This window comes from Hymenobacter sp. 102, from assembly GCF_049949205.1.
Taxonomy (GTDB): Bacteria; Bacteroidota; Bacteroidia; order Cytophagales; family Hymenobacteraceae; genus Hymenobacter.
Window position 1 is genome coordinate 102087 of sequence record NZ_CP188172.1, and the last position, 15335, is coordinate 117421.

Consider the following 15335-nt stretch of genomic DNA (forward strand, 5'->3'; position numbering starts at 1 on the left):
ACATTATAGCGTATGTACATCATCAAAGTAAAAGGCAAGGCCAAGATTCCGGATTACATTCAGCTCCGGGACGAGGCATTTGTGCTGATTGCCTATTTCCGCGCCGACCGGCCCCTGAAGGATTTGCACCGTTACGGCCTCGAAGGCAAGGAAGACGCCCTGGCATCGGTTATTGCCAACCTGGAATTCGGCAAGCTGCAAAAGCTGGAAATTTAGCCTGCTCATTGCCGGTATCTGCCGCCTGCCAACCTAACGAAGCCAAGAACTATGACCGTACTGGAGTTGCACGATGCCTACATTATGCAGGACGTGAATACGGTGCTGCGCAACGTGAGCTTCTCGCTGGAGAAGGGGGAGTTTGCTTATTTGGTGGGCCGCACCGGCTCGGGCAAAAGCTCGTTGCTGAAAACCCTGTACGCCGATCTGCCCCTGCCCGCCGGTACGGGTACCGTAGCGGGCTTCGCGCTGCCCCGAACCGGGTCTTCCGACAAAGTGCCCTATCTGCGGCGCAAGCTGGGCATCATCTTCCAGGATTTTCAGCTGCTGTTCGACCGCACCGTGGCCGAAAACCTGCTGTTTGTGCTGAATGCCACCGGCTGGAAAGGCAAAGCCCGCAAGCAGCAGCGTATTTCGGAGGTGCTGATGCGGGTGGGGCTGGCTAATGCCGCCGCCAAGATGCCGCACCAGCTCTCGGGCGGGGAGCAGCAGCGCGTGGTAATTGCGCGGGCCATGCTCAACGAGCCCCTGCTGCTGCTGGCCGATGAGCCTACTGGTAACCTCGACCCCGACGTGGCCGACAGCATTATGCGCCTGTTCACGGAAATTAACAATGCGGGCACTGCCGTACTCATGGCCACCCACAACTACCAGCTGATTCAGCAGTATCCGCATCGGGTGCTGAAGTGCGAGCAGGGCCAGCTACTGGATTCGGCCAGAACGCCGTTTGAGTTAGTCTGAGGGTGGCGTAGAAACGGCGGCCCTACCGGGTGTGCAAAATTCAGGCGGCTGACAACCAATCCGGCGTGCCTGGAGTCCTGCCTCAGCGCGGACTTTCCCACGATGCTCATGTATTTCTGTTTGTTTTGCTGAGGATGGTAGGCCTTTCGGTACTAATTCCGGTGTTTAACTACGATGTGCGGCCCTTGGTGCGTGCCTTGTTGGCACAGGCACCCGACTGGAGCGGCCCGTTGGAAATTCACTGCCTGGATGACGGGTCGGAGGAAAAATTCCGGCTGCAGAACCGGGAATTGGGCGAGCTGCCGGGCGTGGTGTACCAGGAGCTGGCCCGAAACGTGGGCCGCGCGGCCATCCGCAACCAACTGGCTGCTGCTGCCCGGCACCAGTGGCTGCTGCTGCTGGACAACGACAGCCGCCTGCCGGATGCGCAGTTTCTGGCCCGGTACGCGGGGGCCCGCCATCTGGCTCCGGTGCTATCGGGCGGTACGGCCTACGAGCCGGCACCCCCGCCCGAAACAGCGTTGCGGCTGCGCTGGCTGTACGGGCGGCACCGGGAGGCCCGGCCGGCCGCCGTGCGCCAGCAGGCCCCTCACGGTCAGCTCACGCTCAACAACCTGCTCATTGAGGCCGAGGTATTTCGTCGGCTGGGGCTGGACGAGAGCCTGACGCGGTACGGACACGAGGACACTAAGTTTGGCTGGCACCTGCGGCGCGCCGCCGTAACCGTGCAGCACCTCGATAACCCCGTGTTGCACGATGGGCTGGAACCCGCTCCCGTATTTCTGCAGAAAACCCACGATGCAGTGCGTAACCTGGTACAACTCTATCAAGAGGAAGGGCTGGGAGCTGATACCAAGCTGCTACGGGCGGCGCTGCGCCTGAAGCGGTGGGGACTAAGTGAAGCCGTTTGCACCGCTTTCGGTCTACGGCGGGAGCAGGTGCGCCGCAATCTGCTCTCCAGCCGCCCCAGCCTCCGCCAGCTGGATGCCCTGAAGCTGTACTGGCTGCTGAACGAGCTGCGCTGACGCCGGGCAAGCGCCGGTGGTGTTCAACCAGCTTCAGCCGCTTGCCAACTGCTGAGCCTGCTGCTGCCGACGAAATCATATACAGCCAAAAAAGCCGATTTCTGCATGCAGAAACCGGCTTTTTTGAATTCCTGAGATAGAACAGCTAGTTGTTCTTGTCGTCTTTGCCGTCAAACACGTCTTTCACGGCACCACCCACTTTTTTACCGGCATTCTTTACGTCTTTGGCGGTGTTTTCGGCGGCGCGGCCTACGGCGGAGCGTTCATCCTGCGTTTCGGCGGCTACTTCTTCGGCGCCGCGCTCCGTAGCATCCGCGCCCTGTGCGGCCCGGGCTTCCGCCTTATCGTAGGATTTGAAGGCGGCGTATTTCAGTTTTTCTTTCTGGATTTCTGCCAGGTCGCCGGCCGGAATGTCCTTTTTTACCTTGTCATAGGCTTCATCCAAGGCGCGCCACTCGGCATTGATGTTGCGCCAGTCGTCGATGTCGTACCGGTTTTCGTTTTGTTTGATGTCGTTTACGAAGGCCTCATAGGTCTGGCGGGCATTGGCAGCGGTGAGGCGGGCGGCCGGAGAGCTGGGCTTGTAGTATTTACCCATTTTCATGGTGCCAGTGCTGCCGTTCATGGCAGCCGTAGCGCCGGGGCGGTTGCGCCACGTCATTTCGCGCTTATCGTAGGCCGTAGTATAGCGGGTGCGGAGCTGCTCAATTTCCTGGCGGCGGGCATCGTCGTACTGGTCGGCGTAGCGGTCCACGGCGGCAACTTTCGCATCAAAATCCGATTTTAACTGGGCAGTTTCCCGGTCGTAGTCGGCCTCTGCTTCCGAGGCTACGGCCTCTGTTTTGGCCTCCGTATCGGCTACGAACGTTTTGAAGTCGTTGTAGGCCTGGTCGCTTTCGGCCGATACTTCCTGTTTTTGGGCTTGGTTGCAGCTGGTGAGAAGGGGGCCGCCCAGCAGCAGCACGGCGGCCAGGGCCTGTAGGGTGAGCGTTTTTCTAAACATAGTAGCGGGAGTGAGGTGGGGAGAGAAAAGCTACGGCAGCCGGGAGAATAGCTACCTGCTGCGCTTAACGAAAGGGCTGGGCCTGCGGTTACGGCCGTTTCAGGATGGGGCCGGAACAGGCGGCCCCGTATCTTTGGGCGGCTCACCGGACTCTACTATCGGTTCTCATGACAGCTGCCGACGCTATTCTGCTCCCTATTCACCTCCTGGACCTGGCGGCCCAGCACGTCCCCATTCAGGCCGAGCTGGAAGCTGCGGCGCGCGGCGCGCTGGCCGCCGGGCAATTCATTCAGGGGCCGGAGGTGGCCACATTTGCCCAGGAGCTGAGCCAGTATTTGGGCGGGCCGCACGTGGTGCCCTGCGCCAACGGCACCGATGCGTTGCAGCTGGCCCTGATGAGCCTGAACCTGCCGGCCGGCACCGAGGTGCTGGTGCCGGCCTTCACCTACGTGGCTACTTTGGAGGCGGCGGCGGTGCTGGGCCTGGTGCCGGTGCCGGTGGACGTACTACCCGATACCTTCACTCTCGACCCCGCCGCCGCCGCCGCCGCCATAACGGCGCGCACCGGGGCCCTGGTGGCCGTGCACCTGTTTGGGCAATGCGCCGACCTGGAAGCCCTGCGCCGGCTGGCCGACGAGCGGGGCGTGGCCCTGATTGAGGATAACGCCCAGGCCATTGGGGCTACTTTCCAAACCAGCCGGGGCGAAACCTGGGTGGCCGGCACAGTAGGAGAGGTGGGCACCACCTCGTTTTTTCCGAGCAAAAACCTGGGTGGCTTCGGGGACGGGGGGGCACTGTTCACCCAGGACGCCGGGCGGGCGGCCTACCTGCAACAGCTGGCTAACCACGGCCAGACGCGCAAATACCACCACCAGCACGTGGGCCTCAACTCCCGCCTTGATACTCTGCAGGCTGCCCTCCTGCGGGTAAAGCTGCCCCACCTGCCCGCCTGGACGGCCGCCCGCCAGCGCGTAGCGGCCCGCTACGACGAGCTACTGTCGGGCATATCGGGCCTGCAAACGCCGCACCGCGACCCGCGCAGTACCCACGTATTCCATCAGTATACCGTAACCGTAGCCGATGAGCCCGGCCACCGCAACGCACTGCAGCAGCAGCTGGCGGCTCAGGGGGTACCTAGTCAGGTGTATTATCCGTTGCCCAACCATTTGCAGCCGGCCTACGAGCACCTGGGCTACCGGCTGGGGCAGTTTCCGGTGGCCGAGCGGCTGAGCCGGACGGTGTTGTCGCTACCCCTCCACCCGACGCTCACGGCGGCGCAGGTGGAGTACGTAGCCGATGCAGTGCGCAAATTTGTGGATGTCTGAAAATTAGGGCCGTAGCTGGTGGTACGGGTTGCCCGGCAACGCAGATCGAGGATTAAACCCAACGGAAGGCGTGTGCGGCAGGAAAATGGTTTCCTGAATAGGACGGTGACCAGAATCCTATTTACTTCCGGCTGCTTATTCCTACCACTAGTTCTTCCCTTCATATGACGAAACCGTTTACTCCTTCGGCGGCGCGTACTCCGCTGCTGCGCATGCTCCAACAGGTATTTCGGGCGGCTTCCATTGCCACCGAGCCGGGTGCCCCTTCGGCCGATGAGCTGGCTGAGCAGCTGGTGGCGCAAAGCCGCCGCCGGTTTCTGGCCCGTTCGGCCCAGGCCGGAGTGGTGCTCGGCGCGGGCTCTTTGCTGAGCGCCTGCGCCGAACTGGCCGAGCCGGTAGCGCCCCGTGGCAGCATCAGCGCCGCACAGGCGGCCAAAAGCGGGCAGCCCCGCATTGTGGTGGTGGGCGGTGGTATGGCTGGCCTCAACTGTGCCTATCAGCTTCAGAAGGCCGGGCTGGTGGCGCAGGTGTATGAGGGCAGCAACCGCCTGGGGGGGCGCATCTACACAGCCCGTAACTTCATGGGTCAGGGATTGACTACCGAGCTGGGAGGCGAGTTTATCGACTCCGGCCACCGCGACATGCTGACGCTGGCCAGTGAGTTTGGCCTCCCGCTCTACGATGTGGAATCGGCCAGCGAAACGGCGCTTATTAAGGATGCCTACTTTTTCAACGGCCGCCACTACAGCCTCAGCGAAATCATCAGCGCCTTCCAGCCCTACGCCCAGCAAATCGGGGCCGACTGTCGCTCGTTGCCTAACGTAATTACGTACGATAACCTGACGCCGGCCGCCGCCCGCTTCGATGCCATGTCCATTGCCGGCTATTTCGATTCGGTGGGGCTCACGGGCGTAATCCGGGAACTGCTGGACGTGGCCTACGAAACGGAGTACGGCCAGCCTATCAGCCAGCAAACGGCCATCAATTTTCTCTGGCTGTTTTCGGCCGATACGCACAAAGGATCCTTCGATATTTTTGGCAGCAGCGACGAGCGGTACAAGGTGCAGGGCGGCAACAGCCGGCTGATTGAAGAATTGGCTCAGCGCCTGTTGGGGCACTATACCCTGAGTCACCGCCTGGTGGCCGCCCGCAAAACCGCCGCTGGCCCCTACGTTCTCACCTTCGAACAGCCCTCTGGCACCCGCGTGGAAGTAACCGCCGACTACGCCGTGCTGACGCTGCCCTTTACGCTACTGCGCACCCTGGACCTGACGGGCCTGAGCCTGCCCGCCTGGAAAGCCCAGGCCATTCAGCAACTCGGCTACGGCAACAATGCCAAGCTGATGCTGGGCTTCAATGGCCGGCCCTGGCGCGAGCGGGGCTACACTGGCTACTTTTTCTCCGACACGGCGACGCAGGGCGGCTGGGACAGCAGCCAGCTGCAGCCTACAACCCAGGGCACGTTTACGGTGTACCTGGGCGGACAGGCAGCCGTAAATTTGGGCAGCGGCTCGCCCCAGTCGCACGTGAGTACCCATTTAGCGGTGCTGGAAGCGGCCTGGCCCGGCACCCAGGGCCGCTACAACGGCCGCGTAGAGCGGTTTCACTGGCCCACGCACCCTTTCACCCGCGCATCCTATGCCTGCTACCGGGTGGGCCAGTACAGCACCATCGCCGGAGCCGAAGGCCGGCCGGTGGGCCGCCTGTATTTTGCGGGAGAGCATTGCAGCGCCTGGTACCAAGGCTTCATGAACGGGGCCGCCGAAACCGGACGAGAGGCCGCCGAGGGTATTGCCGCCGCTATCCGCACGGGCAACACGGCTGCGGTGCTCCGCCAGCGGCTTCGGCACCGCGCCCAACACCTGGCCTAGAATTCGGGTAATTACCGGCCAAAACGCCCCTTCTGGTTTCGCCGGGAGGGGCGTTTTGGCCGGTGCCCCACTGGCAGCGGGTTGCCTGGCCGCGTGATTTGGCACCGTTTTTTCTTTTTGCCGTATCAATACCTCATTTCCTGACCTAAGCCTCCCTTTTATGCGCCGTTCTGTTCTGACTGTACTACTGCCCCTGGCCGGCGTAGCTGCTCTTACCACCGCTGCCATTACCAAGCCCGCTCAGGGCTTTAGTCTGTTTTCCATCGACCAGGATATTGCCCTGGGCAACCAGGTAGCACGCCAAACCGACTCCTTATACCAGGCCAAGGGCCAGCTGATGTCGCGCGCTGGCAATGCCCGCGCGTATCAGCTGCTGGATGGGGTAGTAAAGCGCGTGCTGGATAATGGCAACGTGAAGTACCGCACCCAGTTCCCGTGGGATGTGAAGCTCATCAAGGATGACGCCGTGCAAAATGCTTTTGCTACGCCCGGCGGCCATATTTACGTGTTTACGGGCCTGGTAAAATTCCTAGATAACGAAAGCCAGCTGGCCGGTATTCTGGGCCACGAAATTGCCCACGCCGACCGCCGCCACAGCACCCAGATGCTGCAGAAGCAGTATGGCACCAGTCTGTTGCTGGGGCTGCTGCTAGGCAACCGCTCATCGGGCCAGCTCGTGCAGATTGCGGCTGGCCTGGGCCAGCTCAAGTTCAGCCGTGCCTACGAGGTGGAGGCTGATAAGTACTCTACTATTTACCTCAACGGAACCCGCTACTACGCCTGCGACGGGGCGGCGGGCTTCTTCATCAAGGCGGAAAAGCAGGGTGGGGGCGGTACGCCGGAGTTTCTGAGCACCCACCCCAACCCCGGCTCCCGCATCAGCAGCATTCAGAAAAGCGCCCAGCAATTGGGCTGCACCAACCGTAGCGTCAATAATACCAACTTCACCGAGCTGAAGCGGATACTGTAGTTTCAGGTAGGCAAATAACCACGGTGCCGCAGATGATGCATGGCTTTCATCTGCGGCACCGTGGTTATTTGCACCATCAGGGAGTTAGTCGGCGTCGGGTTGAGACGAGGGGGGCAGCAACACCTGGTTCAGCTCGTTTTTGTGGGTGCGCCAGTCGGGCATAAACTGATCCAGGAGGCCCCAGAACCGGGCATTGTGCAGCCGCTCGTGCAAGTGCGTCAGCTCGTGAACCACCACGTACTCCAGGCAAGGCAGGGGGCGCTTGATGAGCTCCAGATTCAGCCAGATGCGCCGGGCCCCAATGTTGCAGGTGCCCCAGCGGGTACGCATCTGCTTCACGCCCCAGCTGGCTGCCTGCCGGCCCACCACCGGCTCCCAGTGCTGTAACAGGCCTGGAATGCGCTGCTTCAGCTGCTGCCGGTACCAGGCGGCTAGCACGGCGGCGCGCTGGGCACTGGTGCTTTCAGAAGGAACGTGCAGGTGCAGTTGGGCAGTGGCCTCATCGAGCCAGGCGCGTGGCCGGCCGGGGGCGGTGGTTACCTGCAGTTCGTAGAGCCGGCCCAGAAAGGGGTGCTGCTCGCCCGATACGTACTGCAGCACCGGCCGGGGTGCCCGGGTGGCAAACTGCTGCTGGTGCTTCTGAATCCAGGCGTGGCGGGCCCGCACGAACTCCTCCACCGCCGTGGCCGGGGTGTGCAGCGGTACGGCCACCCGAATCCGGCCGCCGGCGTACACCGTCAGCCGCAGGCTGCGCATGCGCTGGCGCACCAAGTCAATTTCCAGACCGGCAATAGTAGTAAGGGGCATAGGAACCCCAAAGATAATACTGCCCGGCCAGCCCGCCACGCAGCCGAAGCGGGAGAACCGGCCGTTTTTTCGCAGTTTGCGGGCCCTTTCCTTCAACGTTCCCGCAGTGCCCGGTTCCGCTCCGTTATTCCCTATTCAATTTGCTATCTGTGGCGTGGGTCACATCGGCCGCCGCCACGCCGTCCTGGTGGCCCGCCACCCCGAAGCCCAGCTGGCCGCTTTGGTGGATGTGCGCCCCGAACTGGCCGCCGACCTGGCCCGGGAGTTTCCGGGTGTGCCGTTTTTCACGTCCCTGGAGGACTACCTGGCCCACGGCCCCGCCGCCGAAGTGCTCACGGTAGCCACGCCCAACGGCCTGCACGCGGCTCAGGCCCTGGCCGGCCTGCAGGCGGGCCGGCACGTAGTCATCGAAAAGCCCTTGGCCCTGCGCACCGCCGATGCCCAAGCCGTGGTGGATATGGCCCGGCAAACCGACCGGCTGGTGTTCGGGGTGATGCAGAACCGCTACTCGCCCCCGGCGGCCTGGCTGAAACAGGTGGTGAGCGAGGGCCGGCTGGGCCAGGTATATCTGGTGCAGCTCAACTGCTTCTGGAACCGCGACGAGCGGTACTACACGCCCGGCAGCTGGCACGGTACGCGGGCCTTCGACGGCGGCACGCTGTTCACGCAGTTCAGTCACTTCATAGACTTGCTCTACTGGGTGTTTGGCGACATCGAGAACATTCAGGCCCGCTTCCGCGACTTCACCCATCAGCACCTGACGGAGTTTGAAGACAGCGGTCTAATCAGCTTCGATTTGGTACGCGGCGGGAGCGGTACGCTGCAGTACAGCACTGCCGTGTGGGACCGGAACCTGGAAAGCTCCCTGACGGTGGTGGCCGAGCACGGCAGCCTCCGCCTGGGCGGCCAGTACATGGATAAAGTAGAGTACTGCCACCTGCGCGACTACCAACTGCCCGAACTCGCGCCTACTAACCCCGCCAATCAGTACGGCGCTTACCAGGGCTCGGCCGCCAACCACGTCCACGTCATCGATAACGTAGTGGACACCCTGCGCCAGCGCGGCCAGGCCACCACTAACGCTCTGGAAGGCCTGAAAGTAGTGGAGATTATTGAGCGGATATATGCGTTGAAATAGAGCATATGAACTATCCACAGCAAGCCCTGACCGACCTGCGCGACTGGCAGCGGCGGATGCAGCAGAAGCCCACGCTACTGAACCGCGTAACGCGCCGGGTGCAGGCCCGCCTGAATGCCCTGCTGCCCGAAAAGGTACACGTGGCCATTACCGTGGCCATTCAGAAAATGGTGCAGGGCGTGCTGTTCGGCTCCACGCACACTACCCAAAAGCCGGTGGTGGAGGGTACGTTGCAGGAGCGGGAGGAGCGGGTGCGGGCCCGTATTCGGGCGTACCGCAACACGGCGGCGGTGGAAGGCGGCGTGACCGGGGCCGGCGGTTTTCTGCTGGGTCTGGCCGATTTTCCGCTGCTGCTGGGCATCAAGCTCAAGCTGCTGTTTGACATTGCCGCCCTCTACGGCCACGATGTGCGCCAGTTCCCGGAGCGGCTCTACCTGCTGCACATCTTCCAACTGGCCTTCAGCAGCCAGCACACCCGCCGCGAAACTTACCGCCAGCTCGTCGACTGGCCCACCACGCAGCAACACGTCACGGCCGAGTCGTTCGACTGGCGCACCTTCCAGCAGGAGTACCGCGACTATATCGACCTGGCCAAGCTGGCCCAACTGGTGCCCGTCATCGGGGCGGCGGTGGGAGCCGTGGCCAACTACCGCCTGCTGGAACAGCTCGGCGAAACGGCCATCATGTGCTACCGCCTGCGGTGGTTTGCCGAACATCCGCCCCTGCCAGAGCCGCAGTAATATGTCGTAATCATGCTGTCATCCTGAGTGCAGCTAAGGATCTTTTAACGTTAGAATGGTTGCCGTAGCAACGACTCGTTCTATTGTTAGAAGGTCCTTCGTCTCCGCTTAATTCGCGGAATGCTCAGGATGACAGGTTTAAGCACAAACTCAACACCCAAAAAGCCCCGACGAACGTCGTCGGGGCTTTTTGGCAAGTGGGAGAGAGGCTTAGCTTTTGCCTTGTTTCATGCCCTGACGGTGGGCTTTGTGCTTGGCCATTTTGTCGGCCTGGCGCTGGGTGTATTTGGCGTATTGGTCGGCGCTCAGGATTTGCTTCAGCTTGGCATCGTACTGAGCTTTTTCGGCCTGCATGGCGGCGCGGTGCTGTTTTTTATCGGTGGGAGAGGCAGTGCCGGCCTGGGCTTTGTGGGCGTCCATCTGCCGGGCGCGGTCGAGGGCCAGCTGGCGGACCTGGGCAGTTTGGGCGGCCGAGAGGCCGAGCTGTTTGGTGAGGGCCTGGGCGGTGTGGTCGGCGCGCTGCTCGGGCGTTTTGGCGGCCTTGTCGCCTTTCATGTGCCGGCCGTGGGCGGCTTTCACGGGCGTAGTTTGGGCCGAAGCGGCAGCGGCAGACAGGGAGAAGGCGGCGAAGAGAACCAAGAGCTTTTTCATGAGGCTATGAGAATTGAAGTTGAATGCGAGTGAAGCCGCGGCGTACCCGCCGGCATCTATTCCGGCGGTTGCAACTCCGGTGCCAGTTTCGCCTAAAACCCGCCGGGAAAAAATATAAATTTCGCTGTTAAACCTTCGATTTCGGCGCGCGTCGCAGGTTTTTCGGCTTAGCGGCAGGCGTAGCAGGCCGCCTGTTCAGAGGCGAGCAGGCGGGCGTTATACCGCCGAGTCGGCACCGGGGAAGTGGACAGTAAGTGAAGCTGTTTGGAAAGTAGCTGATAGCCTCTGGGAGAGAACCGTCAGGCTTCGTGGGGCTTAGCCTGAAGACCCAGAGGCGGTGGAGTACCGGCTTTCGTTACGGTTTACAGACGCTAAAACAGGTGGGTTTGCGGGGGCAGCAATCCGGCTTTACCTTTGCCACATCAATTCTTTCTAGCCCAAAGGATTGTTTTTATACAGAGGCGCTGAGAGACAGGCTCGAAGAAGCGTCGGCAACCATCCGCAACTCCGGAACGGTGCCAATTCCTGACCATATAAAAACAACTTGCCGTGGACTTTTCGCCCCGCTTACTTGCCCGTTCCGTTGTATCCGCTGCCGTGCTGTGCCCGTTAGGCGCGCCCACGGGGTGTTGTTGCGCGGGTTGTTGTAGCTAGTTTGGCTGCCGGGCCGGCCTCCCGCTAAGGAGGCAGCGGCCCTATTCTCCTGGTTCCGGCCCGCCGTGGCCCGAACGGCTGCGCGCCCGCTGAGGCGGGGCAGGGAGCTTTATCTGCTTTTCTCTTTCTCCTTTTTACGACCTGTCGGGCCGCGGCCCGATGCACCTCTGTATGCTCAGAAAATCATTGGAACTGCTACGGCAGGAGGCCGCCGAAACCGGCGCCGGAACGCTGAAACGAAGCCTGAACGGCTTCAACCTCATTGCCATCGGCATTGGGGTGATTATCGGGGCGGGCCTGTTCTCGCTCACCGGCATTGCGGCCGCTAACAACGCCGGCCCGGCCGTGACGCTCTCGTTTGTGGTAGCGGCCGTGGGCTGCGCCTTCTCGGCGCTGTGCTACGCCGAGTTTGCCTCCATGGTGCCGGTGGCCGGCTCGGCCTACACCTACGCCTACGCTACTATGGGCGAGTTGTTCGCCTGGATTATCGGCTGGGATTTGGTGCTGGAGTACTCGGTGGGCGCGGCTACGGTGGCCATCAGCTGGTCGCAGTACCTGCTTAAGTTTCTGAGTAAATACGGTATCAATCTGCCCCCGCAGCTGGTCATGTCGCCCTTTGAGACGGCCAAGCTGGCGAGTGGGGCCGAGGTACACGGCTTCGTGAATATTCCGGCCATGCTCATCGTGCTGGCTATTACCCTGATTATTATCCGCGGCACGTCGGGCTCGGCGTGGTTTAATGCGCTGGTGGTCACGCTGAAGGTGGCCGTGGTGCTGGTGTTCATTGCCCTGGGCTGGCAGTACATCGACCCCACCAACTACCAACCCTACATCCCGGAGAATACCGGCGTATTTGGGGAGTTTGGCTGGAGCGGGATTCTGCGCGGGGCGGGCGTGGTGTTCTTCGTGTTTATCGGGTTTGATATTGTGGCCACCATGGCCCAGGAAACCAAGAATCCGCAGCGCAACATGCCCATCGGCATCATCGGCTCGTTGCTGATCTGCACCGTGCTGTTCGTGCTGTTCGGGCACGTGATGACGGGCCTGGCCAACTACACCGAGTTCAAGAACAGCGCCGCCCCGGTGGCCATTGCCATCGAGAAAACGCCCTACGCCTGGCTGTCGTCGGCCGTCATTCTGGCTATCATCGTGGGCTATACGTCCGTAATTCTGGTGGACTTGCTGGGCCAGAGCCGGGTGTTTTTCAGCATGGCCAAAGACGGCCTGCTGCCCCCGGTTTTCGCCCGAATTCACGAGCGGTTCCGCACGCCCCTGCAGTCGAACCTGCTGCTGGGGCTGTTCATTGCGCTATTTGCGGGCTTCGTGCCCATTTCGGTGGTGGGCGAAATGACGAGCATCGGCACGCTGCTGGCCTTCGTGATGGTGTGCGTGGGCATCCTCATTATGCGCAAGCGGGAGCCCGACGCCCCGCGTGGGTTCCGCACGCCTTGGGTGCCGGTGGTGCCCATCCTGGGTATTCTCACCTGCGTGGTGATGATGGTGTCGCTGCCCTGGGAAACCTGGCTGCGGCTGGCCGTGTGGCTGGCTATTGGCCTGGCCATCTACTTCGGCTACGGCCGTAAGCACAGCAAGCTGGGGCAGGCTGGGGAATTAACTATAGAGAAGTAAAAATTGGCGAGATATGCCAGCTGTGACAGCCGGGGCCGCAAGGCCCCGGTTGTTTGCGTTGGGGGGAAGCAGCTAGGGTAGTCGGTCCCATACTTGGCCGGAGTCAGAAACCATCCGAACGATACCAGCGAGGCGGTCATAGTAGAGCACGCGCATATAGGAGGCAGGAACGGGGGCACAGTCCGGCCCGCGGTTGGTAGCCACCAATTCTACTACTTCCGGATAGGTTCGGCCCTTAACAGTGAGTTGCTGAAATGGCCCTTCCAGGGCAGTTCCCATCGGAAATTTTATTCCACGGCAGCGGTAATAGTCGCTTTGTGGGTCGGTGCTACCGATGAATTCGGTCCAGGTCCCTTCTACATACAACTGGCTAGCACGAGGATTGGTACCCTGGGATGGGTAGGATGCGAGCAGCGCCGGGCCCCGGTACATATGAAACTCGCCGCCACTGCCGAGGCTATCCGTACGCCGCACGCGTACCAATATGTCGTCGTAGTACTTGATTAACTCCGATTTGCCAATAAACGACCCAACCGGAACAACAGTACGCTCCTCCATTTGTCGGTTGTCAAGCCGTTGATACAGCTCATAGGTGCGTTGCTGCCCGCGCGAATTTTCAAACTGCCATACCGTGCCCGCTGCTAGTTGCAGCCAGGGCGCATCGGCTTCCGTGAAAAAATAGTAAGGCACGTCATTGACAGTGCGTAAGCCAGGCACCGGAGCTGGGTCCGGCGAACAGGCCGTGCCAGTTAGTAATAGGCTGTTTGTCAGAAAACGAAGGAACGATGAGCGCATCAGGATAGAGAATAGGTAACCTACCGAAAGTAAGCGTGCGGCAAGTGATTCAGCTATCAAGATGTTGCTGCATCAGACTTCTTATTGTGCAGTTGCTGGGATAATTGTATTTGACGCTATAAAGCAAAAGCACCGCCAACAGACGTTAGCGGTGCTTTTTTTAATATATACGTCTTAAAGAAAGGTGTTAAAAAAAGACTTTTCGCAGCGCCCACAGGCTCCATACAATTACCATCAGGCCCACGCCCACGAACATCCAGCGGACGGGCAGGCGGCCGGCTAGGCGGGCGGCCAGCGGCGCGGCGGCCACGCCCCCGATGATCAGGCCCAGGATAATCTGCCAGTGCGAAATGCCCAGGGTGGCGAAGAACGTAACAGCGCTGGCAAACGTGACGAAAAACTCCGTGACGCTCACCGAGCCGATAACGTACTGCGGCGTGCGGCCCCCGGCAATGAGCGTGCTGGTTACCAGCGGCCCCCAGCCGCCCCCGCCAAACGAATCGAGGAAGCCGCCGGCCGCGGCTAGTAGCCCCAGTTTCCGGTGTTTTTTGCGCTGCTGCGTTTGGGCAAAGGCTTTGCTGATGATGCGCACGCCCAGTAGCAGCAGGTACACGGCCAGCAGCGGCTTCACGTAGCTGCCGTATTTCTCGCCGAAGTGCGACAACAGATACGCGCCCGTAATGGCGCCCAGCACGCCCGGAATCAGCAGTACTTTGAACAGACGCTTGTTCACATTGCCGAAGCGGTAGTGGTGGTAGCCCGAGGCTCCGCTGGCAAACATTTCGGCGGTGTGAATGCTGGCACTCACGGCGGCCGGGGCAATGTTCAGGCTCATCAGGCTGATGGCCGTGACCACGCCGTAGCCCATGCCCAGCAGCCCGTCGATGAGCTGCGCGCCGAAGCCGATGGCCACGAACAGCCAGAAGGTTTCGGCGTGGGTGGCTGCGCCCCATACCTGCTGCCAGGTGAAGTAGTAGCTCAGAATATTGAATACCAGCATGGCCGCAAAGGCCAGCAGGGCCCCGGTGGCAATCTTGCGCCACCGCGCCGCGGCTGGCGATTCGTAGGCCGGCCCACCGGTCAGCTCGGCCGTCACGGCGTTCAGGGATTTTACCTTGTGGGCGAAGTCGCCGCCTACCTTCTCCCGAATCTGTGACATGCGCTGGAGCACGTCGTGCAGCTCGTCGGGGAGGGTGTGGGTGAGCATTTCGCGTAGGCGCTTGGCAATGGTGGGCGACTTGCCGTTGGTGCTGATGGCAATTTTCAGGTCGCCCTTCTGCACGATGGAGCCCAAGTAAAAGTCGCAGGCGGCGGGCGTGTCGGCCACGTTGCAGAGCAGGCGCTGGCGCGTGGCGTCGGCCTTGATCTGCAGGTTGAGGGCTTTGTCGTTGGTGGCCACAATCACCAGGTCGTGGCCGACGAGGTGGGTGGGGTCGTAGGGCTGCTCGCGCAGCTGCACGGCGGGGTGCTGGCCGGCCAGCACCCGCAGCTCGGGCCCAAACCAGGTAGCCACCACCGTAATGGCCGCGTTGGGGCTGTTGGCCAGCATGGCCGAGAGCTTCTCGTAGCCCACGGCCCCGCCGCCCACCAGCAGCACGTGCAGCTGTTCCAGCTTCAGAAACACCGGAAACAGCCGGTTGCCATCGGGCACTGCGGGCGGCGGCTCGGGCTGGGGCAGGGCGTTATTGGAGAAAAGGGACATGGTGGTTGGTGATGGTTGGGGTCGGATGGAAAGCAAGGCAGAACAGTACTAACACAACGTCATTCCGA

General features: G+C 61.5%; 14 protein-coding genes and 1 riboswitch. Of the genes, 9 read left to right on the top strand and 5 right to left on the bottom strand.

Annotation, left to right across the window (positions count from 1 at the left end; all coding sequences use genetic code 11):
• The first annotated feature begins 12 nt into the window (after positions 1-12).
• From ACN19L_RS00505 to ACN19L_RS00515, 3 genes are all read left to right on the top strand, one after another.
• A complete protein-coding gene (locus tag ACN19L_RS00505) occupies positions 13-216 on the top strand; it encodes a fructose-6-phosphate aldolase (RefSeq protein WP_426491597.1) in 204 nt (67 codons plus the stop codon).
• Between the two features lie 51 nt (positions 217-267).
• Positions 268-957, top strand: a complete 690-nt coding sequence (locus ACN19L_RS00510) for a cell division ATP-binding protein FtsE (RefSeq protein WP_426491598.1) — start codon at positions 268-270, stop codon at positions 955-957.
• A gap of 134 nt (positions 958-1091) precedes the next feature.
• A complete protein-coding gene (locus ACN19L_RS00515; protein WP_426491599.1) occupies positions 1092-1982 on the top strand; it encodes a glycosyltransferase family 2 protein in 891 nt (296 codons plus the stop codon).
• Positions 1983-2127: 145 nt separating this feature from the next.
• Here the strand turns inward: ACN19L_RS00515 and ACN19L_RS00520 are convergent, their stop codons facing one another.
• A complete protein-coding gene (locus ACN19L_RS00520) occupies positions 2128-2985 on the bottom strand; it encodes a hypothetical protein (RefSeq protein WP_426491600.1) in 858 nt (285 codons plus the stop codon).
• A 167-nt stretch (positions 2986-3152) separates the two neighbouring features.
• Here ACN19L_RS00520 and ACN19L_RS00525 point away from each other — a divergent pair, with 167 nt between their 5' ends.
• From ACN19L_RS00525 to ACN19L_RS00535, 3 genes are all read left to right on the top strand, one after another.
• A complete protein-coding gene (locus ACN19L_RS00525) occupies positions 3153-4310 on the top strand; it encodes a DegT/DnrJ/EryC1/StrS family aminotransferase (protein WP_426491601.1) in 1158 nt (385 codons plus the stop codon).
• Positions 4311-4474: 164 nt separating this feature from the next.
• Positions 4475-6181 (top strand): FAD-dependent oxidoreductase, encoded by a 1707-nt coding sequence (locus tag ACN19L_RS00530; protein WP_426491602.1) that lies wholly within the window; start codon positions 4475-4477, stop codon positions 6179-6181.
• Positions 6182-6341: 160 nt separating this feature from the next.
• A complete protein-coding gene (locus ACN19L_RS00535; protein WP_125433268.1) occupies positions 6342-7151 on the top strand; it encodes a M48 family metalloprotease in 810 nt (269 codons plus the stop codon).
• An 84-nt stretch (positions 7152-7235) separates the two neighbouring features.
• Here ACN19L_RS00535 and ACN19L_RS00540 read toward each other — a convergent pair whose 3' ends face one another.
• The gene (locus ACN19L_RS00540; RefSeq protein WP_426491603.1) at positions 7236-7958 is read right to left on the bottom strand and encodes a M48 family metallopeptidase; all 723 of its coding nucleotides are present in this window, start codon (positions 7956-7958) and stop codon (positions 7236-7238) included.
• Positions 7959-8064: 106 nt separating this feature from the next.
• Between ACN19L_RS00540 and ACN19L_RS00545 the strand changes: the two genes are divergently transcribed.
• Positions 8065-9096 (top strand): Gfo/Idh/MocA family protein, encoded by a 1032-nt coding sequence (locus ACN19L_RS00545; protein ID WP_426491604.1) that lies wholly within the window; start codon positions 8065-8067, stop codon positions 9094-9096.
• A gap of 5 nt (positions 9097-9101) precedes the next feature.
• Positions 9102-9836 (top strand): EcsC family protein, encoded by a 735-nt coding sequence (locus ACN19L_RS00550; RefSeq protein ID WP_426491605.1) that lies wholly within the window; start codon positions 9102-9104, stop codon positions 9834-9836.
• 210 nt (positions 9837-10046) lie between these two features.
• On the opposite strand, the gene ACN19L_RS00555 is transcribed toward ACN19L_RS00550, so the two are convergent.
• Positions 10047-10487: a hypothetical protein gene (locus tag ACN19L_RS00555; protein ID WP_426491606.1), complete on the bottom strand. Its 441-nt coding sequence runs from the start codon at positions 10485-10487 to the stop codon at positions 10047-10049.
• A 448-nt stretch (positions 10488-10935) separates the two neighbouring features.
• Positions 10936-11027, top strand: a riboswitch (SAM riboswitch).
• A 285-nt stretch (positions 11028-11312) separates the two neighbouring features.
• Here ACN19L_RS00555 and ACN19L_RS00560 point away from each other — a divergent pair.
• The gene (locus ACN19L_RS00560; RefSeq protein ID WP_426491607.1) at positions 11313-12770 is read left to right on the top strand and encodes an amino acid permease; all 1458 of its coding nucleotides are present in this window, start codon (positions 11313-11315) and stop codon (positions 12768-12770) included.
• Between the two features lie 72 nt (positions 12771-12842).
• On the opposite strand, the gene ACN19L_RS00565 is transcribed toward ACN19L_RS00560, so the two are convergent.
• Positions 12843-13565, bottom strand: coding sequence for a hypothetical protein (locus ACN19L_RS00565; RefSeq protein WP_426491608.1), 723 nt, complete (start codon positions 13563-13565; stop codon positions 12843-12845).
• A 187-nt stretch (positions 13566-13752) separates the two neighbouring features.
• Positions 13753-15267 (bottom strand): TSUP family transporter, encoded by a 1515-nt coding sequence (locus ACN19L_RS00570; RefSeq protein WP_426491609.1) that lies wholly within the window; start codon positions 15265-15267, stop codon positions 13753-13755.
• Positions 15268-15335 lie beyond the last annotated feature (68 nt).